The sequence below is a fragment of the Enterococcus sp. DIV1067f genome (assembly GCF_050543505.1).
Classification (GTDB): domain Bacteria; phylum Bacillota; class Bacilli; order Lactobacillales; family Enterococcaceae; genus Enterococcus_D; species Enterococcus_D entomosocium.
Genome location: NZ_CP172940.1, coordinates 3,460,981 through 3,482,965 on the forward strand (window position 1 = coordinate 3,460,981; position 21,985 = coordinate 3,482,965).

Consider the following 21,985-nt stretch of genomic DNA (forward strand, 5'->3'; position numbering starts at 1 on the left):
CCGCTCATAGAATGACCGTTAAGTTCGCGGTCAAAAAGATATTGCCGCGATTGTTCTTTCACTGTTCTTTTCCCTTTGTCCTGCGCCTTCTTTTGTATAATAAAAGAAAAAGCAGAAATGGAGTGGCAAATGGAAAAATTGACCCGGATGTTCGAACGAGTGATCAGTATCTGTATTGATAGCATGTTAGCGATCTTAGTCGTTGTCGTCTTGATTTTTATGGGAAAAGCGATTTTTATGATCAGCACGACGCTCTTTCCTTTAAGTGAAGCGCCCCACCTGTCCTTTTTGATTGAAGAAATTGCCACGTTATTCATTTTGTTAGAAATCATTTTGATGTTGCTGCGGTATATGAAGGACGGACACCATATTCCCGTCCGTTACTTGATTTTGATCAGTATTACTGCGATTTTGCGCGAGCTATTGCTGACGCAAGGCATGGCGAACGATGCCCTATTTTTTGCTCTAGCGATTTTTGTCTTGGTACTGGTCTTGCTAGTCCTGCAAAAAATCAATGCCTTCCAGCATGCCCAAGAAAAAGACCACTGAAACCATCCCATTGGATCAGTTGGGTTTAGTGGCTTTTTCGGGATCAGTTAGAGGAATACCAATATAAAAGGTGGTTCCTTTAGGCGTACTTGTAACATCGATCAACCAGTCGTTTTTTTCCACGATCGAAGAGACAGTAAAGAGTCCTAGACCAGTACCGCCAGTGGCACTCTTGGTCGTGAAAAAGCGGGTAAAGATTTTTTCTTGGATTGCTTCTGGTATGCCGGGACCGTTGTCGACGATTTCGATCAAAGCAAACTCCTGTTGTGCGGAGAAAGCTTGCTTACGAAACGGAAAGGTGGCGCTCTCTGTCGAAGTGTGACTCAATCGAATGCTGCAATCGGCATTTGCTTGGTACACATTCATCAACAAATTGTAAATAATGACTTGCAGATCGATCTTCTCGTAGACGGCATATCCTACTTCTTGGATATCATACGTAAGGGAAAAGGCTTTTGGCAACAGTGCGCGCATAGTATCGATGGCTTCTGTCAAGGTAGTAGCGATCGACTGCACAGTTTTATCGGCACTTTCGAGTTTCGAAAAACGTAGCACATTGCTGGATAACTCTTTGCCTTTTTCCGCCGCTTTGCAGACTTCTTGCAAGTCCTCCACTAAGACTTCATCGTGTTGGTTTTCCTCGATCAGCAATTGCAGATGACCAATCATAGGCGTCAAAAAGTTGTTTAGGTCATGGACGATTGAGGTCGTTAGCAAGCCAATGGTTTCCAGTTTTGATTCTTGCAAAATGTTTTTTTCGATTTCGTGCTTTTCTTTTAACAGCCGTTGTCGTTCTTTCAATGCTTGGTTTTCGACATAGGCTTGATTGCGTTTCATGTAGTTTTTGATCAGTACGGTCAATAAAATCATAATGACAAACAACAAACCCAGCAGGCCGATCAAAATCAAGTTGTCTTGTAAGAAGAGACCGCTTTGCTCCAAAAAATCGGCATTGCTGGCGACGATCAGCCGACTGTCGCCGATGGTGATCCATTGATAAGCAGCCAATTTCAGCACTTTTTGCAGTGTTTCTTCGTTCCACCAATAAGAATAATAGACGGAGGTGCCTTCTTCATTGTCGATTTGTTCTTGCTCCAAGCGCTCAAGATCGGTGAAATCCAGCTCTGGAAATTCTTTTTTGCGGCTCTCAACGATGGAAAAACCAATTTGTTCGTCCGATGGGTGCATAACGATCCGCATATCGGCGTTTTTGACCATCGTATAGCCGGAAACATTGCGATCGGTGGTAAATTCATGATGGTACATGCGCTGCAGATTCAAAGGCATCACAAGAACCGCTTCTTTGTCGTCAAGGGTTAGGGACTGATACACATTTAAATAGGCCTCTTTACCATCGAAATAGACTTGCCCATTTTGTACCTGCCGACCCGCCAATACTTTGTCTAAGGATGGATCTTTAAATAACAGTTCCTGCATCGTTGGATCTTGTGGTTTATTTATAGACGTTGCGGTATTTTGGGCGATGACCTGACCTTGTTGGTCGATCAAAAACAATCCGACCATGGCATTGTTCGCGGAATTGATCACTGGTAACGTTAAGGGGCGCTGCAAATCAGCCAAGGCGGCACCTTCGAGGTGGTCATCGGCATAATTGGCAAGAGCCATGTGGTACGATTCGATACTACGGCTGATCAGCTTGATCGCCGCTTGGTTGACCGTTTCTAACTGCCGCAACCCGACGGTTTCAGCTTGTCTTTGTGCGCTTTTATAACTTGTAAAGGTAAAAATAAGTCCAATCAATGTAATGAATAAGGTAGCGACCACGCTTAAATACAGCCAAAACTTTGATGGCGGTTTCATTGTAAACCCCTTTCATATTTACTATAATACTATTGATACAGGAGGCGGATATTTTGCGAGATGAAAAAATTTTAATCGTTGATGATGACCCTGCTATTCGGCGGCTGATTTGGAAATCTTTACAATCGACGGGCATTTTGATCTACCAGACTGATTCCGTTGAAAAAACGATTGCGATCAATTCTCGTGTCAGCTTTGATCTTTTTTTACTGGATATCAGTTTGGAGCATGAAAATGACGGCTATCATTTGGCACAACTGATTCGAGAAGAAAACCCCACGGTGCCGATCGTCTTTTTGAGCGGTAAAAGTGACGAAAAAGATATGATCAACGGCTATGAGATTGGCGCTGATCACTACATTACGAAGCCTTTTTCACCGGCACTCTTAAAAGCACAAATCGTTTCGATTCTTGATCGCCGCAACGTGCTGCGAGAAAAAGGGATCGCCAAACCGGAAGGGGATCTGTGCAGCGGCATGTTTCGTTTTGACCAAAAACGCTATCAGTTTTTCAAAAATGACCAGCCCATCAAGTTGTCTTCAAAAGAAATCATGCTGATGCGCTTTTTCATGGAAAATCCGGATCAAGTGTTCTCGAAAGAACAGATTTACAGCAATGTTTGGCAAGATGGCCAATTCGATGCCAATACCGTGATGGTTTTTATCAATCATCTGCGAAACAAAATTGAAGATGAGCCGAAGCAAGCCCGTTTTTTGAAAACCGTTTGGGGGATCGGCTATACCTTTTTACCAGAAGGAGACGCCTTCTAGCTGCAAGAAATAAAGGGCCAAGGCTAAAAGATCCGCCGACCCGCCAGGACTCAAATGGCGTGCGATCAACAATTGATCATAGGTCGTTAATTCACGAAGCAAGTCTGTATCCGACAGATTGGCTTGGTGAATTTTTTGCATTTCCTGCTGCACGGTCTTCATCGCCTCGTAGCCGCCTCGGTGGACGAGGTTGCTGTCTTCGGTTTCACTCATTAGATAGACCAACCCTCGCAACAAGGAAACGGAGGTTTTTTGTGGTTGCTGCCGTAAGTACTCCAGCAATTTTTTAACCGTTGGATAACCAGCTGCGGCTTCTCCACGAATCCCCATCGTGCCGTAGGTCAAATAATTTTTTTCTCCGTAAGACAACTGGTCTTTGTGGGTGATTTGCTGCAGGTCTTGCTTGACCAAATGCTGGCAGATGTTGGCGGCAAGCCGCAGGATCTGATTAGTATCTTCAGCCGTCAGCACAGCCTTGTCATGCTGTTGATAATAGACTCCTGTCGCCCCCAACAAAACTGCAAAGGAAAAGTTCGCCCCTTTGTGGGTATTGATGCCTTTGGTTGCCTGAAGCATCGCTTCTTCTGCTTCTTGACCGATCCCACGTAACTGGTCAAACAGCTGGATCAGTGCGCCTGTATGGGCAAAGCCAGCTTGGCTATAGCGCTGAAAAAAAGGCGCCAAACAAGTGATACTATTGATAAAGGTAAACACATTCATGTCCTGATGCGCACCAGAGGAGCAAGGATCTACTAAACCAGGCTTGGGTGCTAACGCTACCTCATAATGCAGCGCATTGACTGCATAGCTGCTGGCGATAAAAAGACGGGAATCAGTCAATTTTTCTTCGCTCCATTTCAGCAAGAATAAATTGCAGGGAGTGATCCAAATGTTCATGGGTCAACAACGTGATCTGTTCCGTGTCATTGGTTCTCATGCCGCGATAAATCAGCCAATGTTCCGCCAATGCCGCATCCCTTCTTCTAGAAGAGCGAATCGCAATGTCACGAAAATAAACGAGGTACGCTTGCAGATCCAGCACGATACTTTTTAACCGCAGCATCTGGCTTTTTTCGTAAATAAACGCATTGAAGTCAGAAAAGTTTTTCAAGACCCCATCCACATCATCCTCACGATTCAGCTGTTCGCCATGTTCTAACAAGCAGCGCATCTCCCGGAAATCCTCCTCACTCATCAAGGCCATTGCTTTGATAGTCGCCAATGTATCCAATGATTTGCGGATATCGTAAATCTCATAAGCATCTTTGATACTGATCCCTTTTACGACGATGCCGATTTTTGGTACGTGTTCCACCAGTTTTTCAGCCACCAGCTGAGTCATGGCGTAACGAATTGGGGTCCGGCTGATGTTTAACGTATCGGAAAATTCTTTCTCATTGATGCGAGAGCCTGCGGGAATGTCTCCTAAAATAATGGTTTTTTTGAACGCTTCATAGATCAAATCTTTTAATGGTTTATTTTTGGTCAGATCCAGATTTTTATTTACTGCATCAATAATTGGATTCATGATTTACTCCTATCATACTAAAAACAAATGAGATTTTTGGGAAAAAATAGATATATCGATAAACAAGGAAAACTACCGAGCAAAATGGCAGCCTGCTCGATAGTTTCTTTATGAAGTTACTGTGGAATATAAAACGGCATATGACCTAATAGTACGATCGTAACGACAAAGATCACGAAAATCCCCAGTGCGTATTTCGCCGCTTCTTTTTGCCATTGCCCCATATCTAAGCCAGTCAAGCGCAATAGCAAGTAGATGAAGGCAACCAATGGACTTAACAAGTGGAACGCTTGGCCCATTAAGGACGCCAAGGCCATCTGCATATTGGTGAAGCCATACGAACGACCCGCTTCTGCTAAGACCGGTAGAACCCCAAAGTAAAACCCATCATTGGAAATAAAGAAAGTCCCAGGTGCAGAGATCAGGGCGATAACTATGCCCCAGAAACCAGCCAATTGTTTAGGAATGATTTGCGTGAAACTATTCGCTAAGGCAGTAGCCATCCCAGAGCCTTGGAACAAGCCCATGAAGACGCCCGCTGCAAAAACTAAAATTACTACTTGCACAGCGTCGCCGCCGTTGGCACCGATCCGTGACGATTGATCTTTCAAAATTGGGTAGTTGACCATCAATGCGATACAAGTACCTACAAGGAATAACAAGATTGGTGGTAAAGCGATACTAGAAATAAAGGAGCTTGCTACTAACCAGCCAATCAAGACGATCGTTAAGATACCATTGAAGACAAAGTTTTTCGGACGACGGATCGCTAATGTATCAGGATCAGTCACAGTCGTCATTTCTAATATCTCATCGTTCGTCAGTTCCGTAACCCCTAAACGTTTCCGTTCTTGGATCCCCATTCTGCGAGCCACGAAGAAAATCACATATAACAGAGACAAAATCATTCCTGGCAACAAATAAGAAAGAATATCCGCATCAACTTCCAGCACGGCCATTGCTCGGGCAGTCGGTCCGCCCCATGGCAATAAGTTCATGATGGTGTTTTGCAAAATGATCAAGACACCAAGGTTCATCATTTTCATATTCAGCTTCTTGTAGATGGGAATAAACGCAGAACAACAAATCAAGGTAGTGGTCGTTCCATCACCGTTCAAAGAGACCGCAGCGGCAACGACTGCCGTTGCCATCAAGACTTTCATCGGATCGCCTTTAGCAAAATAAATCATTTTTTTCGTGATTGGATCAAACAAACCGGCATCCAACATAATGGAAAAGTACAAAATCGCAAACAGCAACATGATTCCTGTGTTGGCTGTTGTGGAGATGCCCTCAAGGACAAAATCACCGATGTTGCCTTTTTCGGAAACACCAGCAACCATCGCAACGAGGGTAAATAGTAATGGGATAATTACTAAGGATGTAAAGGGTGACATTTTTTTCTTCATGATGACAAACATGAAGACAATAATCATGGCATAGGACAAAATTGTTAAGAACATTTTCTTCTTCCTTTCATGCATCGAAATGTGTAAGCGTTATCAAAAAACATTTTAAAAAAATTACAGGCCCGTAATTTGTTAGCGACAAGCGTCACTAGTTTGTGAATATTTTTCTTTTATTAAAGGAAATAATGTTATTGAATGCTTTACACGTCTAAGAATAAACAATCAAGAAATAGAAAAAAAGACCCGTTTAAAAAAAGAACAGCAAAAAAACAATTTCTCTTTTCAAATCTTATTTTTCGTTTAAAAAGTTCTTAACAGAATATTAACGCAAGAAAAACCTTGATAAATCAGCGTTTATATCGGTTTTTCACTCTTTTCTCAAAAAAGGAACACTGAAAAAACAATTTTCAGCCGAAATAAATCTCGCTGATTGAACGGGAGTTTCTATAATGAAAGGGAACGAATCATTGAGAAAGGAGAAACCCATGAATCTTATTAAAAGATTGTTCAAAAAAACGCATGATGAACCAGATGCGCCTGTCAGTCCTCCTCTGAAGCCAAGGGAAATGATAGCGGACCCACCCGCGTCTGATTGGCAAGAAGTGTCGGGCTATCAGCCGGCGCCTGCAGAAGATTATCCGTTAGTCAGTCTGATAGCCGCCGCACTAGGTGCCGAGTGTTCCCCTGAAAGTCAGTTTGTCATTCGAAGAATTGAGAAACGCAATCCTGAATTTAAGCGAGTCACCCTGATTGCCGCCAGTATCGCCGCCGGAGAGCTATCAGATTCTCAGTTCACAATCAAAAAAATAGCCAAAAAAAATGAAAACAAGTGAGGGAAAAACATGTTACGTAAATTTAAAATAGCGATCGATGGGCAAGAATACCTTGTCGAAATGGAAGAAATCGGTGCCCCGCAACCTACCGCTCCTGCCCCAGCAGTGCCAACACCGGCTCCAGCAGCGGCACCCGCTCAACCAGAACCAGAAGTAGCACCACAGCCAGCGCCAGCTACGCTTCCTGCTGACGGCGAGCCGATTCATTCTCCAATGCCGGGAACGATTTTACGTCTCTTGGTCAATGTGGGGGATACTGTGCAAGAAAACCAATCATTGATGATTTTAGAAGCCATGAAGATGGAAAATGAAATCGTGGCACCAAAAGCAGGAACCGTTGTTGCCATTGCAGTCAATGCGGGCGACATGGTCAACCCAGGAGAACTGCTGATTACGATCGGCTAATTTATTGAAAAGGAAGTGACGTAGTGGAAACGTTAATTGAAGGTGTAGTCGGGTTAGGATCGGAGCCGGGACGGATCGTTATGATGCTCATCGGTGGTCTATTGATGTATTTGGGGATCAAGAAAGAATATGAACCAACCTTGTTGGTCCCTATGGGATTGGGCACGTTGTTAGTGAACTTCCCGAACTCAGGTGTGTTAAGTGCTGGTGGAGAAGCTGGCCCGTTCCAAGTATTGTTTGATATGGGGATCTCAACTGAATTGTTCCCTTTGCTTTTGTTTATCGGGATTGGTGCGATGATCGACTTCGGTCCATTGCTGCAAAATCCATTTCTTTTGTTGTTTGGTGCCGCTGCGCAATTCGGGATCTTCTTTACGATCATCGTTGCCGTGCTGCTTGGTTTTGATTTAAACGACGCAGCTTCCATCGGGATCATCGGTGCCGCTGACGGACCAACGTCGATTTTTGTCGCAAATACGCTGAACTCGAAATATATGGGTGCGATCATGGTAGCAGCTTACTCTTACATGGCGCTTGTACCGATCATTCAACCGGTAGCCATCAAAGCTGTGACGACCAAGCACGAACGAAAAATCCGCATGACGTATCGTGCCGGTGAAGTTTCGCAAACGGCAAAAATTTTGTTCCCGATCGTGATCTCGATCGTAGCAGGGTTGATTGCTCCTGTTTCATTGCCATTGGTCGGATTTTTGATGTTCGGAAATCTCTTGCGGGAATGTGGTGTCTTGGATCGTTTGTCCATCACCGCTCAAAACGAACTGGTGAATATCATCAGTATCCTCCTAGGTTTATCAATTTCTGTGAAAATGCAATATGAAGAATTTTTACAAGTCGATACATTGATGGTTATTGGTTTAGGGCTGGTTGCCTTCATTATGGACTCGGTCGGCGGGGTGTTGTTTGCGAAAGTGCTGAACTTGTTCCGTAAAGAAAAAATCAATCCAATGATCGGCGCAGCCGGAATCTCTGCGTTTCCAATGTCTAGCCGGGTCATCCAAAAAATGGCGACAGATGAAGATCCGCAAAACTTTATCTTGATGCATGCAGCCGGTGCCAACGTTTCAGGACAGATTGCTTCGGTCATCGCCGGTGGCTTACTGCTGGCACTGATTGCTTAGGTCACTAGAAAGGAGAGGAAAATTATGAGTCAAGATTTACTGACTTCATTTGAATTGTTGTTATTCGGTTGGGGCGGCGTCTTTGTCGTGATCCTGATCATCTACTTCGCATCTTTGCTTTTGTCGAAGCTCTTCCCAGTAAAAAAATAAAGAAGGCATTGTATGTATACCCTAAAAAGAATCTGGCTGCAAAAAGATCCGGAAGTCTTTTTGCAATGGCAAAAATTGATCACCCGTGCTGGCTTAGCCGTCGGTGAAGAAGTAGCCTATACCATCGGCATTTTTGACCAGCAAACCTTGATTGCTACTGCTTCTTGCTATGCCAATATCATCAAGTATGTGGTGGTCTGTGAAAAAAAACGCTCCGAACAGCTGTTGACGCAATTGATTTCGCACCTTAGCGATCATATCAAAGACGAGGGCTATACCAAGTCCTTCGTCTATACAGCACCGAAAAATCGTCTGTTTTTTGAATCTCTCGGGTTTCGTGAAGTGCTCGCTGCGCAAGACATCTTGTTCATGGAACAAGGCGTTCCTTCTTATGAAAGCTATGCCCAACAACTGCAACGGCAGCGAATCGGACAAAACAACGGCGCGATCGTGATGAACGCCAATCCTTTTACCAAGGGACATTTGTACTTAGTCGAAACGGCTGCGAGTCAAAAAGAACAGGTTTATGTGTTCGTTTTATCAGAAGACCGCTCGCAATTTTCTGCCAGTGAACGGCTGCAGATGGTGACGGATGGCGTGGCTCACCTGTCAAATGTAACGGTGCTGCCGACCAACAACTATCTCGTCTCTTCAGCGGTCTTTCCCAGTTATTTCTTAAAAGAGCAAGCACCTGAGGCGATTGCCAAAAAACAAGCCGCCTTTGATGCAACCCTCTTCAAAGAAAAAATTGCCCCGCTGTTGGCGATCACCACGCGTTTTGTAGGCTCAGAGCCTTACTCACCCGTGACCCAACTCTACAATGAGGCAATGGCTGCCGTTTTTTCTCCCGAGCTTGAACTGATCGTGATTGACCGTCTGAAGATCAACCAATCAACCGTTTCGGCTACAAACGTTCGGAGAGCGATTGCAGAAAAAGATATACCTTCCTTGCAGCAATTTTTACCAGAAACAACGTTCTCATTTTTAATGCAGCATAACTATATTTAGAGGTGATAATAAGTGGAAATCAAAAAAAGTGCGGTTGCTGGCTCTGTTGAATCCAGTGATATCTTGATCGCGATCGAGCCCACCACAACCCAAACCATCGAGCTGACCCTCGATAGCAGTGTCGAAAAACAATTCGGCAAACAAATTCGCGCCGTCATCCTTGAGACGCTGAACCATCTAGGCGTGACACAGGCCAAAATCACTGCCACCGATAAAGGCGCATTGGACTGTACCATCAAAGCCCGAACTCTGACCGCCGTTCATCGGGCCGCCGAACAAGAACAGTATGCTTGGAAGGAGATCGACACATGGAACGTTTAAGAAGAACGATGATGTTTGTACCAGGAGCCAATGCTGCCATGCTACGGGATGCGCCATTGTATGGCGCCGATTCCGTTATGTTTGATTTAGAAGATGCGGTCTCCTTGAATGAAAAAGACTCTGCTCGGACACTGGTGCATTTTGCCTTAAAAACCTTTGACTATTCTGCCATCGAAACCGTCGTGCGCATCAACGGCCTCGACACGGTGGGTGCCCTTGATATCGAAGCGATGGTCCTAGCGGGGGTCAACGTCATTCGTCTACCGAAAACCGAAACCGCCCAAGACATCATTGATGTTGCCGCCGTGATTACACAAGTGGAAAAAGACAATGATCTACCGGTAGGAACCACCAAAATGATGGCTGCCATCGAGTCGGCCGAAGGCGTTTTAAATGCCCGAGACATCGCCACAGCTTCCGACCGCTTGATCGGGATCGCTTTAGGGGCAGAAGATTATGTCACCAATATGAAAACCCGTCGCTACCCAGATGGGCAAGAGTTGTTGTTTGCCCGCAGTATGATTTTGCATGCAGCTAGAGCTGCGGGGATCGCCGCCATCGATACCGTCTTTTCTGATATCAATGACACAGATGGCTTTATCGCTGAAACGACCCGCATCAAGCAGCTTGGTTTTGACGGAAAATCAGTGATCAATCCACGGCAGATTCCCCTAGTTAATGGGATCTATGCGCCTTCAAAAGCCGAGATCCAACAGGCCAAAGAAGTGATCTGGGCCATTCGTGAAGCCGAAAGCAAAGGTTCTGGTGTGATCTCCTTGAATGGCAAAATGGTCGATAAACCAATCGTTGAGCGAGCGGAACGCGTGATTGCCCTTGCCAAAGCAGCGAAATTGATTACCGAGGAGGAAGTGTAATTATGGTGTTAAACAAAGCAGGAAAAGATATCCCTGAATGCTATGCCACCCAATACGGGGTCTTCGAAAATGAAACAGCCAATATCCATGCCTACAAAGAAGCGAGTCGCAAGATCGAGCCAGTCCTGCCGGGCAAAAGCAAGGTCTTGGGCAGTATTCGTGAAGCCATTGAAAAAACAGGGTTAACGGACGGCATGACGATCTCCTTCCACCATCATTTTCGCGAAGGGGATTTTATCATGAATCTCGTTTTAGACGAGATCGCAAAAATGGGCATCAAGAATCTTGCGATTGCCCCTAGTTCCATCGCGAATGTCCATGAACCATTGATCGGACATATCAAATCTGGGGTCGTGACCAATATCACCTCCAGCGGGCTGCGGGACAAAGTCGGTGCCGCAATCTCCGAAGGCATTATGGATGCCCCAGTCATTATCCGTTCTCATGGCGGTCGGGCTCGTGCGATTGCCGCCGGCGATATCCACATCGATGTCGCCTTCTTAGGGGCCCCTAGCTCAGATGCGTATGGCAATGCTAATGGCACCGTCGGAAAAGCAACCTGCGGCTCACTAGGCTATGCGATGGTCGATGCAAAATACGCCGATCAAGTCGTGATCATCACCGACACCCTGGTGCCGTTTCCAAATACCCCAATCAGCATTCCCCAAACGGATGTCGATTATGTCGTGGAAGTCGACGCCATCGGTGATCCTGCAGGGATCGCAAAAGGTGCGACCCGCTTTACCAAAAATCCAAAAGAATTGCTGATTGCTGAGTATGCAGCCAAGGTCATCACCAGCTCGCCTTACTACCAACAAGGCTTCTCCTTCCAAACCGGAACAGGCGGTGCCGCATTAGCCGTTTCTCGTTTTTTACGCGAAGCGATGATCAAAGATGAGATCAAAGCCAGCTTTGCCCTCGGCGGCATTACCAATGCCATGGTGGAACTGTTAGAAGAAGGATTAGTGGAAAAACTGATCGATGTCCAAGACTTTGATCACCCTTCCGCACAATCGCTAGGGAAAAACGCCAATCATTACGAGATCGATGCCAATATGTATGCCTCACCATTAAGCAAAGGGGCGTTTATCAATCAATTGGATACCGCCATTCTTTCCGCACTGGAAGTCGACACGGATTTCAATATCAATGTCATCACCGGTTCTGACGGTGTGATCCGCGGTGCTTCTGGTGGCCACTCAGATACCAGTATGGCGTGCAAAATGAGCTTAGTGATCGCTCCTCTTGTGCGGGGACGGATCCCAACGATCGTCGATACCGTCAACACGATCGTCACGCCAGGCGCCAGCATTGATGTCGTCGTCACAGAAATCGGGATCGCCATCAATCCAGCTCGCAAAGACCTGATCAGCCATTTTGAAGCATTGGATATTCCCCAATACACCATTGAAGAATTAAAAGAAAAAGCCTACAGCATTGTCGGTCAACCCGAACCAATCAAGTACGGGGAAAAAACCGTCGCTTTGATCGAATACCGCGATGGCACGATCATTGATGTGGTCAAAAATGTCTGATGCCCTATTTTCAGGAACCCCTGTGACGCTAACCGATATGCTGCAGGCGCGAGAAGATAGAAGCTCCCTTCAACGGGAGCTTCTCGCTGCGGATGAAAAAGCGGCATTGCTTGTTGCCACCATGAATATTCCCGGTCCCGTGAAAAATTCTGTCCCATTGACCGCCGTTTTTGAAGAACTCATTACGGAAATCGAAGAGGCCGTCAAGGAACTGATTCCACTGGCAAACCTCTACCGTAGTTTGGAAACTGGACCGGAATATTATCTCGTACTGCCCACAGATCCTTATGAACTAAAACGAATGATGGTTCAGATTGAGACCCATCATCCTTATGGTCGATTGGTGGATCTGGATGTCTTAGCCAAAAACCAAGACCAGCTTTTACCTATCAGCCGCACCGAAATCGGTCTGCCGGCAAGAAGCTGCTACGTCTGTGAACAAGATGCCAAAGTTTGTGGCCGTTCTAGAACTCATAGCGTAGCAGATATGCAGCAGCAGATCCGTAAAATCATTCAGGAAAGAGTGAAAGAATGAAAAAAATCCAATTTACCGAAACCGTCTTGCGGGACGGCCAACAAAGTCTGATCGCCACGCGAATGCCTACCAGTGATATGCTGCCGATCTTAAAAACCATGGACCAAGCAGGCTATCATGCCTTGGAAATGTGGGGCGGCGCGACCTTCGATGCTTGTCTGCGTTTTTTAAATGAAGACCCATGGGAAAGATTGCGGGCGATCCGCAAAGAAGTGAAAAAGACCAAACTGCAAATGCTCTTACGGGGACAAAATCTCTTAGGTTACAAAAACTATGCCGATGACGTCGTTGCTGACTTTGTTACCAAATCGGTTGAAAACGGCATCGACATTCTTCGTTTGTTTGATGCCTTAAATGATGTCCGCAATTTAGAAACCGCCATCCGCGCCACAAAAGCAGCCGGCGGACACTGTCAAACAGCAATCTCTTATACTACTAGCCAAATCCATACGGTGGATTACTTCGTCGACCTTGCCCATAAAATGGCAAACCTCGGCGCCGATTCCATCTGTATCAAAGATATGGCAGGCGTTTTGACACCGCAAACTGGCTACGAGCTGGTCAGCCGAATCAAAGATGCCGTCGATCTACCGCTAGAAGTCCATACCCATGCCACCAGCGGCATCGCTGAGATGACTTACTTAAAAGTTGCGGAAGCCGGTGCAGACATCATTGATACCGCCATCTCCTCCTTTGCTGGCGGCACCAGTCAGCCAGCAACCGAATCTGTGGCGATCGCCTTAGAAGATTGCGGCTTTGCTACGGGACTTGATTTGCAGAAAGTCGCTGAGATTGCTGAACATTTCAATCCCGTTCGTGATCGTTTCCGCGAAGAAGGACTACTGAACCCGAAAGTCAAAGATATCGAACCTAAAACCTTGATCTATCAAGTACCTGGTGGCATGTTGTCAAACCTACTCAGCCAATTGACGGAACAAGGATTGCAAGACAAGTATGAAGAAGTCCTAGCAGAAGTACCAAAAGTCAGAGCAGACTTGGGCTATCCGCCACTAGTGACCCCATTGTCGCAAATGGTCGGTACCCAAGCCTTGATGAATGTGATTTCAGGAGAACGTTACAAACTTGTTCCAAGTGAGATCAAAGATTACGTCAAAGGACTTTACGGTCAATCGCCAGCACCCATCACCGACGAAATCAAAGAAACAATCATCGGAGATGCTGAAGTGATCACCGTCAGACCAGCTGATCTACTGGCACCACAACTGCCAGCCTTTCGGGAAGAAATCGCTGAGTATGCCCAAAGCGAAGAAGACGTGCTGATGTACGCCCTCTTCCCTCAGCAAGCCCAAGACTTTTTAGGCCGACGAGAAGATCCCTTTTATGATGTCCCCGTACAGACAGTGTCTGTGAGGATTGCGGTGGATTAACAATGAAGCCAGAAATAGAGAAAACAACTTAAAGTGCCCCTCACAAATTCGCTTGCTTTAGCAAATTTGTGAGGGTTGTTAGCATTTACGGATATTTTCATCTTCATTTTTACTAAACCGCCAAGCTCGAAAGCCCCGCGCTGTATCCACCTCGCCAATAATCTTGTATTAGTCGCTTCTCGCTCACGTATTTTGGGTAGCTGAGAAGCCAGGATTGTGCTTCCGCTCCATCCATTCTATAATCAGCTAAAAGAAGGGTTTTAAAGGAGGGGGTATCCATGCAACGATACATCGCTTTATTAAGAGGCATCAATGTCGGTGGAAAGAACCAAATTTCTATGAAAGAATTGAAAGCCGGTTTTGAAGAATTGGGATTTAGCAATGTGGTCACTTATTTGAATAGCGGCAATGTGATTTTTTCCAGTAAAGGGGATGATCCACAAGACCTTGCCGAAACGATTAAAGCAATGGTCAAACGCGACTTTTCCTTTGATATCGCTATTTATATCATTCGCCAATCAGAGCTGCAGGAACGCTTGACCCATATGCCCGACTGGTCAGGAACGGAAGATAAAACCATCTATGACAACCTGATCTTTTTGATGCCTTCGCTGACCTACGAGGAGTTATCTGAAAAACTCGGGGCTCCGAATGCCGAGCTTGAACAGGTTTTCCCTTACAAAGACGTCGTCTTCTGGTCTTACCTCCGCAAAGACTATCAAAAAACCAATTGGTGGAAAAAAACAGCCAGCACCAGCGTCGGCAAACAGATTACGATTCGAACCATCAATACCGTACGGAAGATTGCGGAGCTGTGAGGACATTCTAAAAAATATTCCTGTTTCAGCTTATAAGAAAAACCGTCAGCAGGAGTCCCTCTGACGGTTTTTCTTTGACTATCGAATCGTCTTTTTCGCTTGATGGATTTCAATAAAAAGTGCCAGCAGAAACGTGAAGGTTACGATCCAAATTGAATATTTTTTCAAAATAAGACTGATAAAGGCTAGTAAACAAGCACCAATGACAAATGAGAGCACGACGATCGTATAGTTATGGGCATTGCGTTTTTGAAGCGACGTTTTATTCCGTGAGGTCAGATACAGATACCATTCATTTAGCATTTTCCGATAATTTCCTGAGGTCATCATGATCGTATAAGGATTTCCTTCGATTTGCGTTCCAGTAAACGTCAGCATCAGCAAGCCACTTCCAAAAGCAAGCAGACCAATTTTAAAAAGGTGCAAGTTTTGAGACAACAAGGGAATGATCAAGCTCGATAAAATAACAGGTAGCATGGTGTAACTGCGCCAATAATGACTGAAATTGCTGCGCTTTAGAAGAATACCTAATAAAAATCCTACCGTAAACAAAATGATCGATACGATTTTAGGCAGCATTTGCTGCCAATTATATTGGGATAAGTTCGAAGCCATCAAAATAATGTTCCCTGTCTGAGTAGCAACTAATCCATGAAAATAATTGTGAGAATAGACATCTAATGCCCCGCCTGAAAAAGCCATTAAAATCGCAAACTGACGACTGTTATTCGAGACAGAGACAACTTTATAATTTTTTTTTTGCATAGTAGATTCCTCAATCGCTTGATAATTTTGCTAATAGCATTTGTTTTAGACGCTTTTCTTCTATCTGATACATGAAAAAGATCGTTTATCCTTGAAATGAAGTTTTTTTCAATAGTAAGTACAACAGAATCAACATCTCCTCTTACTTTAACGAAAAGGAAATATATAGCAAGTAAAGAAGCCCAACGAAATTTGCTTCGTTGGGCTTTCCTTATAGGATGTTCGAAAAGAAACCTTTCGTTTTCCTTTCTTCCATAAACAAATATTCCGAATGTATCTGATTCATATACGTTGTTGGTTTTGCATGGCGGGCAGATCATTCTTATTTAGTTTATTTAGATAAGGAATCATCATTAAGACACCCGCAACAAACGCGATACCTTCTGTAATCGTCATTGACCAAATCAATCCATCCAATCCATAAAAATGATGCAGCAATAAAACGATCGGAATAAAGAATGTTCCTTGAATCGTGGACATCACTCCGGTCTGAGCACCTAGTCCAGATGCCTGAAAGATGCCCGTGAATAAACCAGAGAAACCATTAAAGATCGAAGAAACCAACTGTGCCCCCAAAATCGTTAAGCCAACTTGGATCACACGAGGATCACTTGTAAATAACCCCAGCACAGGCACTCGCAACCAATACACAATCAATGCAAAAAGGATGGAGATCCCACCTATCCACAAAGATACTTCTTTCAGTGCTTCTTTCACTCGTTTCGTGTTATGGGCAGAGAAACTGTAGGCAAATAACGGTATGACGCCCAAAAATAGACCCATTGTTAAAAATTCCGGTAATTGCGTGATTCGAACAGCGATACCAAAGCTAGCCACAACATTGTCTCCATATTCAGCAGAAAAATTGTTCAATAATAATGTGGTGACGATCATGAAAGCTGATTTAAACAGCTCGGATATCCCTATTTTATAAACTTCTAGCTGATCTTTGATTGAAAGTTTCATGTTCTTTAAAAAGCCCTTCAATGTCTCGCTTTTCGTTTCTAGGAACCAGACATAATACGTTGTTGAAGCGATATTCGCAATCACTAGTGATAGCCCTGCACCGATCACATGTAGGTTAAAGACGAGAATCAATAATGCATCCAGTAGGATACTCACTGCAACACTGACAAACATGCCGTACATTGATTCTTTTGATGCCCCTTCTGAACGCACCAACTGTTCCAAAGCAAAATTTAAAATGAACGATGCTCCACCTACAAACAAAATCAGTGAATATTGTTTTGTATACAAAAATGTCTGCCCACTTGCTCCTAGTAAATGAATAAACGGATCCATGAAAATTACTGTGACAATCCCTATGATCACACCGAGCAGGATGCTTGAGTAAAACGCATAGCCGGCAACTTTCTTGCCCTTTTGAGTGTCTCCATTGCCTAGTAGTCGTGTGATATAGCTTCCTCCACCAACACCCAGCATGTTCCCAACCGCCATCAACAGAATCGTAATGGGCATCGCCAAGGTAATCGCCGACATCATATTGGTATCATGGATCAATCCAATAAAATAGGCATTAATCAAATTATAGATCGTCGTGGTTGAAATACCAACCATCATCGGGATCGATAAATGGGCAATTGCCTTTCGCACCGGACTTTCGCTTAAGTAGTAAATATTGGATTCATTCATTGTGACTTCTTCCATGATGATTCCTCCTTTTATTAGATAGTTAACTGTTAGAAATCTAACTTTCAGGCAATAAGCAGTGATTGACTGCTTATTGCTCATAGACTTTGATCGATTTTTCTTAACAAACGAGTCAGTTCTTCGACTTCTTCTGCATTCAGTGCTTGGACCAGTTCTTTTTCTGCCGCATAAAAAGCTTCATTGGTTTGATCAATCAACGCTTTTCCTTTAGGTAAAACGTATATATTTTTTTGCCGCTCATTATTTTTGGGGATGCGGCGTTCGATATACCCTTTTTTTTCTAACCCTTGAAGCATACTTGTGATGCTGGCATCACGACGTTGAAACACTTGGGCCAAATCCTTCTGAATCAAGCCTTTGTCTTCATTTTGTGCGATATACGCAATCATTCTTCCTTGCTGCTGACTGATATCCAGGTCTTTTATACGCAGTTCCATCGATTCCCGTGACTTATTCATAATGGAACGCATCAAATTCGAAACGATCAGTTCCTCCAAAACGACTCCCCCTTCGCCAAATGTTAGATATCTAACTATTCGAAAAAAATATAAACCGGTTAAAAAGGAAAGTCAATAAAAAGATTCGCTACCTAATAATCAGATCTCTAATTATTTTCAAATCCAATAATGGTAGTAAGGCTCAGGGAGTTTCACACTGTGGTAAAGTTACTCACAAAAGCAGACAACAAGGGACTTTTTATTGCCTTTGTAGTAAACGTGTATAAAAGAGCCCCTGGGTTCATCGATTTTTTCCCTCATGGTATCACAGCCAATTAGAAAAGTAGGCTTTATTTTCCGCTCTTGCTAGCGAAAAAAAGAAAGCTTATCCAGAAATCATTTTCCGAATAAGCTTAAACTGATTTATCGATCTAATTAAAAAAATTTTCGTCAACTAAGATCGGCTTCAATACTGTAGTAGGTATTATGAACTCTTGTGTCCCCATGTATCCAGCCGAAACTTCATATTTATCAAACGAAATAACTAGTTCATGATTTTCATTAATATAAAAATTCGGATCATTCTCCAACCAATTTGTATCATTATAGTCTAAAACCCAATATTTGATATCGCTATTTACTCTCATCCGCTCTTTCATTTGGTGCTCAATTTCCTGAGCCAGCACCTCTAAATAGTTTTCCGTTTTAAATAACATCTTTAATGATAATAAGACCTCGTTCTTTTTATCGAATGTATCAAATCGATGTTCGACATTGGTGCTCCCCACTGTCTCTTCAAACGTACGGTCGATTACTAAAAATCGATTATCATTGACTTTCACATCATAGGTACCACTGACATACATTTGTTTTTCGTCCACCTTATTTATTACGTCTATATAACTTTGATATGCTCGTTGTCCTTCACGGAGATATTTTTCATTTAATTGCGAATACACTTGATTTTCTTCTGTTATCTTAGGCACATCAATAGTGATTTCTGCCTCCTCTTGACTGAACAGAAGCGTTTCCCCAGTTATAATTGATACCAAATCCCCCAAAATAGGTATTTCTGATGCAAAACCTCTAAAGGTAGTATTTTGAAGCATAATCAAAAAACTAAAAACCACCAAGATCACGCTTTCGACGCCTCTTCTAAGTACTTTTCGCTTCTTTTCTTCGTATACCTTTGCCTTTTCTATTTGAAAACGTGCAACTATTTCACGCTTTAATTGTTCTTGGTTTTCTCCATCAAACGTGTGCTGTTTCATTTCGCTCATTCTCCTTTTCATATCTTGTTTTTTTAATTTAAAAGATGCTTAAATTGAACAAGAGAACGGTACATCTTCGTTTTCACCGTATTCTCATTTAAATTAAGTATTTGAGCAATTTCCTGCAAGGTAAATCCATCAAAATATTTTAAAATGATGATATCTCTTTCCGGACTAGGCGTTCTCTCTAGAATTTCCTTTAGTTCAAGAAATTCACTTTGATCGAAACAAAAATGACTTAGTTCTATAGTTTCTTCAAAGGCTAATCCAAATGGTCTTAGTCTCTTCACTCGCCATTGATCAATCGCGGTTCTTACTAAAATTTTATAGAACCATGCTTGAAAATTATCAATTTCTACTGTGTTTCTAAAGCTTTTTAACGCCTTTTGAAAGCTATCTTGCAGGACATCTAAAGCATCTTCATGATCATAAACATAACTGTAGGCAATTCGATACATTTGATCATATTTACCTTCTATCAGTTCTTCCAGTAGATGCTCATAATAGCGCACTTTTTTTGTTTGACTTCTATTCTTAAAAATAAAGATCACTCCTTCCACAACTCTCCAAGGGACTAGAAAAGACTGCTATTTAATTTCTCTTTGGTCAGCTAAACCAAAATACTGATTTAGTGGTTTTTGTCCATAAGAGAGCAATTCGCTTATAGTCACAAACTCATAGCCTCTTTTTCTTAGTTGACTTACCATTTCTGGAATGGATTCTACGGAACGTTCATGGATATCATGAATCAAAATGATTGATCCATTTTCTACAGTATCAATTACCTTATTTACAATCAAATCTTTATTTTTGACTTGCCAATCTTCAGAGTCTACATTCCATTGAATAATAGGCAATCCGATGGTTTTGGCAACGGCGCCGTTTACTGCTCCGTAAGGTGGTCGAAAGAGTTTTGGCAATACCCCTGTAGCATGAAATATTGCCTTATCAGTCTTCAGTACTTCTTCTTTGACTTTATCCAGGGTTACTTGAGTCAAGTCTGGGTGAGTGTATGAATGACTGCCAATTTCATGCCCCTCTCCCACTATTTTTTTCGCGACCTCTGGGTTCTTATCAACCATCTGACCTAAAACAAAAAAAGTCGCTTTGATCTTTTCTTTTTTTAACTCTCCTAGTAATTTTTTCGTAGACGTATCGTTAGGTCCATCATCAAAGGTGAGCGCGACATAGTTTCTTTTTTGGTCTAAGGATTTTTTTGGCAGATTATTATCAGAAACGATCGCTGGATCAATAAAAGGCAGAATTTTTTCAATGTCGACATTCATCTTTGTCACCCCTAAGACCTCTTTATCAAAAGCGATTTGTATTGAGTGAGGGAGAATGGTTATCTTACTATCCTTGCTTAAAAAGTCATTTGTTAACACTTGATCTAATTCTTCCTCATCAATTGTCGATTTTAATTTAGTTCGAGTACTAAGTAGCTGTTCTTGTACAATTCTGTTTATCGCAAGCAAGTCTGATTCATCGTTGACAATATCTTTTAATCGAGGCTCATTTCGATTTTTGGATAAGAGTATTTCAGATAATTCTTTTAATTCACCTAAATATTTCAAAGACTTTGTTTTATCATCCCAAATATATTCCTTTGTTACTAATTGTCGATTAATAAGGGCATCATTCACCTTTTCCTCATTGACATAGGAAAGCACCATTGACCGAGAATCCTTCAATTGTTTCGAAGCAACCTGAGTTTGAGCTTCCAATTGTTTTATAATATTTTTATTTTCAGTCGCAGAATAGTACAGGTAATATTTGTTGTATTGATTATCGCCACTCTTTGATTCTTCAATCTGAGTGATATCACGATCAAAAAATTCAGTTTTAATTGTTTTTTCGACTTGCGTTTCAAAATTTGTTTGTTCTTCTCCATACACTTGACTCATTAGGTACTTATACATGGCACCCACTACTAACGTAAGAATCAGTGCACAGAATATAGCTATTAACAATAATTTTTTTCTCATAGTATTTCCTCTCTTTCGTTGTTCTATAGGGTATGACGAAAGAACAGGTCAAATAGTTTCATTTATTAGCAAGTTTTTATCAATCGTGAACTTTCTTAATCGTGATTCCTTTATCTCCATAATGTTGCTGTCTAAATTCATTAGCGAAAAATAGTAACTTCCAAATTATTCGTTTTTTCCTATCTTTTCCTTTAAGGTTTAGCTTTGACATCAGACCTTTGCATTTTCCCTTAACTATGTCATTAGACAATAGCGTTAGTTCTTAATCTTAATACTTGCGGAAAACAAAAAAAGGCTTCAAAAAATTTTTTTTGAAGCCTTTTTTAAGATAATTTGTATTTATGCAAACTCTATGACACATTGAATACGATAGAATTCTTCTTTTCTACACTTAGATCATAACCACAGATTTCTTTGAAATACGTCTTGTAATCATTCTCAGTAATTCTAATAATCTCATCTGCTGAGAAATCGTCGAATCGAGATAATTCTGAAACTAGATTCATCTTTGCATCAAGTCCTAGAATTTTTGGGAGCACTTCCCAGAAATTATCTTTTGAAATCGATTCAATCAGCTGACCGAATTCAGTTAGGTGTTTTTCGCAATATGCTTCCAATTTTTCACGTTCAATACCTTTTTTTATTTTCTTAAAATTGAAGTAGTAAGAAAAGGTTTCGTGGTTGTTTCCACCGTCCATTCATTTGCCCCTCTTTCTATGTATTTTTCCTAAAATTTTATTTGTATCAGCAAAACGCTATTATCTTGCCTTCC

General features: G+C 42.6%; 24 protein-coding genes. 13 read left to right on the top strand and 11 right to left on the bottom strand.

Features of this window, described 5'->3' with window-relative positions; genetic code table 11:
- The first annotated feature begins 129 nt into the window (after positions 1-129).
- Positions 130-549 carry a phosphate-starvation-inducible PsiE family protein gene (locus IGJ42_RS16050; protein WP_008381850.1) on the top strand — a complete coding sequence of 140 codons (420 nt, stop codon included), beginning with the start codon at positions 130-132 and terminating at the stop codon, positions 547-549.
- Positions 550-564: 15 nt separating this feature from the next.
- Here IGJ42_RS16050 and IGJ42_RS16055 read toward each other — a convergent pair whose 3' ends face one another.
- Entirely contained in the window at positions 565-2,370 is a 1,806-nt protein-coding gene (locus tag IGJ42_RS16055) for an ATP-binding protein (protein WP_429946878.1), read from the bottom strand.
- 53 nt (positions 2,371-2,423) lie between these two features.
- Between IGJ42_RS16055 and IGJ42_RS16060 the strand changes: the two genes are divergently transcribed.
- Positions 2,424-3,140 carry a response regulator transcription factor gene (locus IGJ42_RS16060; protein WP_008381846.1) on the top strand — a complete coding sequence of 239 codons (717 nt, stop codon included), beginning with the start codon at positions 2,424-2,426 and terminating at the stop codon, positions 3,138-3,140.
- On the opposite strand, the gene citG is transcribed toward IGJ42_RS16060, so the two are convergent.
- From citG to IGJ42_RS16075, 3 genes are all read right to left on the bottom strand, one after another.
- Positions 3,117-3,980 carry a triphosphoribosyl-dephospho-CoA synthase CitG gene (gene citG / locus IGJ42_RS16065; protein WP_233499072.1) on the bottom strand — a complete coding sequence of 288 codons (864 nt, stop codon included), beginning with the start codon at positions 3,978-3,980 and terminating at the stop codon, positions 3,117-3,119. The genes IGJ42_RS16060 and citG overlap by 24 nt on opposite strands.
- Entirely contained in the window at positions 3,973-4,668 is a 696-nt protein-coding gene (locus IGJ42_RS16070) for a GntR family transcriptional regulator (protein ID WP_005233081.1), read from the bottom strand. Before IGJ42_RS16070 ends, citG begins: the two co-directional genes overlap by 8 nt.
- A 116-nt stretch (positions 4,669-4,784) precedes the next feature.
- Positions 4,785-6,131, bottom strand: a complete 1,347-nt coding sequence (locus IGJ42_RS16075; protein ID WP_008381841.1) for a CitMHS family transporter — start codon at positions 6,129-6,131, stop codon at positions 4,785-4,787.
- A gap of 431 nt (positions 6,132-6,562) precedes the next feature.
- Here IGJ42_RS16075 and IGJ42_RS16080 point away from each other — a divergent pair, with 431 nt between their 5' ends.
- The 11 genes from IGJ42_RS16080 to IGJ42_RS16130 all read left to right on the top strand — a co-directional run bounded on the left by IGJ42_RS16080 (position 6,563) and on the right by IGJ42_RS16130 (position 15,084).
- On the top strand, positions 6,563-6,910 hold the full coding sequence (locus IGJ42_RS16080) for a hypothetical protein (protein WP_223347142.1): 348 nt from the start codon (positions 6,563-6,565) through the stop codon (positions 6,908-6,910).
- A gap of 9 nt (positions 6,911-6,919) precedes the next feature.
- Positions 6,920-7,315, top strand: a complete 396-nt coding sequence (locus IGJ42_RS16085) for an acetyl-CoA carboxylase biotin carboxyl carrier protein subunit (protein ID WP_430615798.1) — start codon at positions 6,920-6,922, stop codon at positions 7,313-7,315.
- Positions 7,316-7,338: 23 nt separating this feature from the next.
- Complete coding sequence (locus IGJ42_RS16090) at positions 7,339-8,454, top strand: sodium ion-translocating decarboxylase subunit beta (protein ID WP_005233072.1); 1,116 nt, start codon at positions 7,339-7,341, stop codon at positions 8,452-8,454.
- Positions 8,455-8,478: 24 nt separating this feature from the next.
- The gene (locus IGJ42_RS16095) at positions 8,479-8,604 is read left to right on the top strand and encodes an OadG-related small transporter subunit (protein ID WP_008381833.1); all 126 of its coding nucleotides are present in this window, start codon (positions 8,479-8,481) and stop codon (positions 8,602-8,604) included.
- Between the two features lie 12 nt (positions 8,605-8,616).
- Positions 8,617-9,612 carry a [citrate (pro-3S)-lyase] ligase gene (gene citC, locus IGJ42_RS16100; protein WP_430615799.1) on the top strand — a complete coding sequence of 332 codons (996 nt, stop codon included), beginning with the start codon at positions 8,617-8,619 and terminating at the stop codon, positions 9,610-9,612.
- A 12-nt stretch (positions 9,613-9,624) separates the two neighbouring features.
- The gene (gene citD, locus IGJ42_RS16105) at positions 9,625-9,933 is read left to right on the top strand and encodes a citrate lyase acyl carrier protein (RefSeq protein ID WP_005230465.1); all 309 of its coding nucleotides are present in this window, start codon (positions 9,625-9,627) and stop codon (positions 9,931-9,933) included.
- Positions 9,921-10,808 (top strand): citrate (pro-3S)-lyase subunit beta, encoded by an 888-nt coding sequence (citE, locus tag IGJ42_RS16110; protein ID WP_430615800.1) that lies wholly within the window; start codon positions 9,921-9,923, stop codon positions 10,806-10,808. The genes citD and citE overlap by 13 nt, the downstream gene beginning before the upstream one ends.
- Before the next feature lie 2 nt (positions 10,809-10,810).
- Complete coding sequence (citF, locus tag IGJ42_RS16115) at positions 10,811-12,343, top strand: citrate lyase subunit alpha (protein WP_016613723.1); 1,533 nt, start codon at positions 10,811-10,813, stop codon at positions 12,341-12,343.
- On the top strand, positions 12,336-12,878 hold the full coding sequence (gene citX / locus IGJ42_RS16120; protein ID WP_430615801.1) for a citrate lyase holo-[acyl-carrier protein] synthase: 543 nt from the start codon (positions 12,336-12,338) through the stop codon (positions 12,876-12,878). The genes citF and citX overlap by 8 nt, the downstream gene beginning before the upstream one ends.
- A complete protein-coding gene (locus IGJ42_RS16125) occupies positions 12,875-14,266 on the top strand; it encodes an oxaloacetate decarboxylase subunit alpha (RefSeq protein ID WP_008381824.1) in 1,392 nt (463 codons plus the stop codon). The genes citX and IGJ42_RS16125 overlap by 4 nt, the downstream gene beginning before the upstream one ends.
- Positions 14,267-14,544: 278 nt before the next feature.
- Complete coding sequence (locus IGJ42_RS16130; protein ID WP_430615802.1) at positions 14,545-15,084, top strand: DUF1697 domain-containing protein; 540 nt, start codon at positions 14,545-14,547, stop codon at positions 15,082-15,084.
- Positions 15,085-15,162: 78 nt separating this feature from the next.
- Here IGJ42_RS16130 and IGJ42_RS16135 read toward each other — a convergent pair whose 3' ends face one another.
- The 7 genes from IGJ42_RS16135 to IGJ42_RS16165 form a co-directional block, all read right to left on the bottom strand.
- Positions 15,163-15,849 carry a YoaK family protein gene (locus IGJ42_RS16135; protein ID WP_430615803.1) on the bottom strand — a complete coding sequence of 229 codons (687 nt, stop codon included), beginning with the start codon at positions 15,847-15,849 and terminating at the stop codon, positions 15,163-15,165.
- Between the two features lie 282 nt (positions 15,850-16,131).
- Positions 16,132-17,517: an MATE family efflux transporter gene (locus IGJ42_RS16140; protein WP_061053438.1), complete on the bottom strand. Its 1,386-nt coding sequence runs from the start codon at positions 17,515-17,517 to the stop codon at positions 16,132-16,134.
- An 80-nt stretch (positions 17,518-17,597) separates the two neighbouring features.
- Positions 17,598-17,978: a MarR family winged helix-turn-helix transcriptional regulator gene (locus IGJ42_RS16145; RefSeq protein WP_016613715.1), complete on the bottom strand. Its 381-nt coding sequence runs from the start codon at positions 17,976-17,978 to the stop codon at positions 17,598-17,600.
- A gap of 410 nt (positions 17,979-18,388) precedes the next feature.
- Positions 18,389-19,228, bottom strand: a complete 840-nt coding sequence (locus tag IGJ42_RS16150) for an RsiV family protein (RefSeq protein WP_225869329.1) — start codon at positions 19,226-19,228, stop codon at positions 18,389-18,391.
- Between the two features lie 32 nt (positions 19,229-19,260).
- On the bottom strand, positions 19,261-19,779 hold the full coding sequence (locus IGJ42_RS16155) for an RNA polymerase sigma factor (protein WP_061054469.1): 519 nt from the start codon (positions 19,777-19,779) through the stop codon (positions 19,261-19,263).
- Positions 19,780-19,815: 36 nt separating this feature from the next.
- Positions 19,816-21,213 carry a polysaccharide deacetylase family protein gene (locus tag IGJ42_RS16160; protein WP_086316680.1) on the bottom strand — a complete coding sequence of 466 codons (1,398 nt, stop codon included), beginning with the start codon at positions 21,211-21,213 and terminating at the stop codon, positions 19,816-19,818.
- Between the two features lie 350 nt (positions 21,214-21,563).
- Complete coding sequence (locus IGJ42_RS16165) at positions 21,564-21,911, bottom strand: DUF7006 family protein (protein WP_194199841.1); 348 nt, start codon at positions 21,909-21,911, stop codon at positions 21,564-21,566.
- Between the last annotated feature and the right edge of the window lie 74 nt (positions 21,912-21,985).

Coding starts and splice junctions, on each gene's coding strand:
- IGJ42_RS16125 (WP_008381824.1), top strand. CDS start 12,875: ATGAAAAAAATCCAATTTACCGAAACCGTCTTGCGGGACGGCCAACAA.
- IGJ42_RS16095 (WP_008381833.1), top strand. CDS start 8,479: ATGAGTCAAGATTTACTGACTTCATTTGAATTGTTGTTATTCGGTTGG.
- IGJ42_RS16130 (WP_430615802.1), top strand. CDS start 14,545: ATGCAACGATACATCGCTTTATTAAGAGGCATCAATGTCGGTGGAAAG.
- IGJ42_RS16050 (WP_008381850.1), top strand. CDS start 130: ATGGAAAAATTGACCCGGATGTTCGAACGAGTGATCAGTATCTGTATT.
- IGJ42_RS16165 (WP_194199841.1), bottom strand. CDS start 21,911: ATGGACGGTGGAAACAACCACGAAACCTTTTCTTACTACTTCAATTTT.
- IGJ42_RS16075 (WP_008381841.1), bottom strand. CDS start 6,131: ATGTTCTTAACAATTTTGTCCTATGCCATGATTATTGTCTTCATGTTT.
- IGJ42_RS16135 (WP_430615803.1), bottom strand. CDS start 15,849: ATGCAAAAAAAAAATTATAAAGTTGTCTCTGTCTCGAATAACAGTCGT.
- IGJ42_RS16070 (WP_005233081.1), bottom strand. CDS start 4,668: ATGAATCCAATTATTGATGCAGTAAATAAAAATCTGGATCTGACCAAA.
- IGJ42_RS16085 (WP_430615798.1), top strand. CDS start 6,920: ATGTTACGTAAATTTAAAATAGCGATCGATGGGCAAGAATACCTTGTC.
- citE (WP_430615800.1), top strand. CDS start 9,921: ATGGAACGTTTAAGAAGAACGATGATGTTTGTACCAGGAGCCAATGCT.
- IGJ42_RS16160 (WP_086316680.1), bottom strand. CDS start 21,213: ATGAGAAAAAAATTATTGTTAATAGCTATATTCTGTGCACTGATTCTT.
- IGJ42_RS16150 (WP_225869329.1), bottom strand. CDS start 19,228: ATGAAACAGCACACGTTTGATGGAGAAAACCAAGAACAATTAAAGCGT.
- citX (WP_430615801.1), top strand. CDS start 12,336: ATGTCTGATGCCCTATTTTCAGGAACCCCTGTGACGCTAACCGATATG.
- IGJ42_RS16055 (WP_429946878.1), bottom strand. CDS start 2,370: ATGAAACCGCCATCAAAGTTTTGGCTGTATTTAAGCGTGGTCGCTACC.
- citC (WP_430615799.1), top strand. CDS start 8,617: ATGTATACCCTAAAAAGAATCTGGCTGCAAAAAGATCCGGAAGTCTTT.
- citF (WP_016613723.1), top strand. CDS start 10,811: ATGGTGTTAAACAAAGCAGGAAAAGATATCCCTGAATGCTATGCCACC.
- IGJ42_RS16140 (WP_061053438.1), bottom strand. CDS start 17,517: ATGGAAGAAGTCACAATGAATGAATCCAATATTTACTACTTAAGCGAA.
- IGJ42_RS16080 (WP_223347142.1), top strand. CDS start 6,563: ATGAATCTTATTAAAAGATTGTTCAAAAAAACGCATGATGAACCAGAT.
- IGJ42_RS16145 (WP_016613715.1), bottom strand. CDS start 17,978: ATGAATAAGTCACGGGAATCGATGGAACTGCGTATAAAAGACCTGGAT.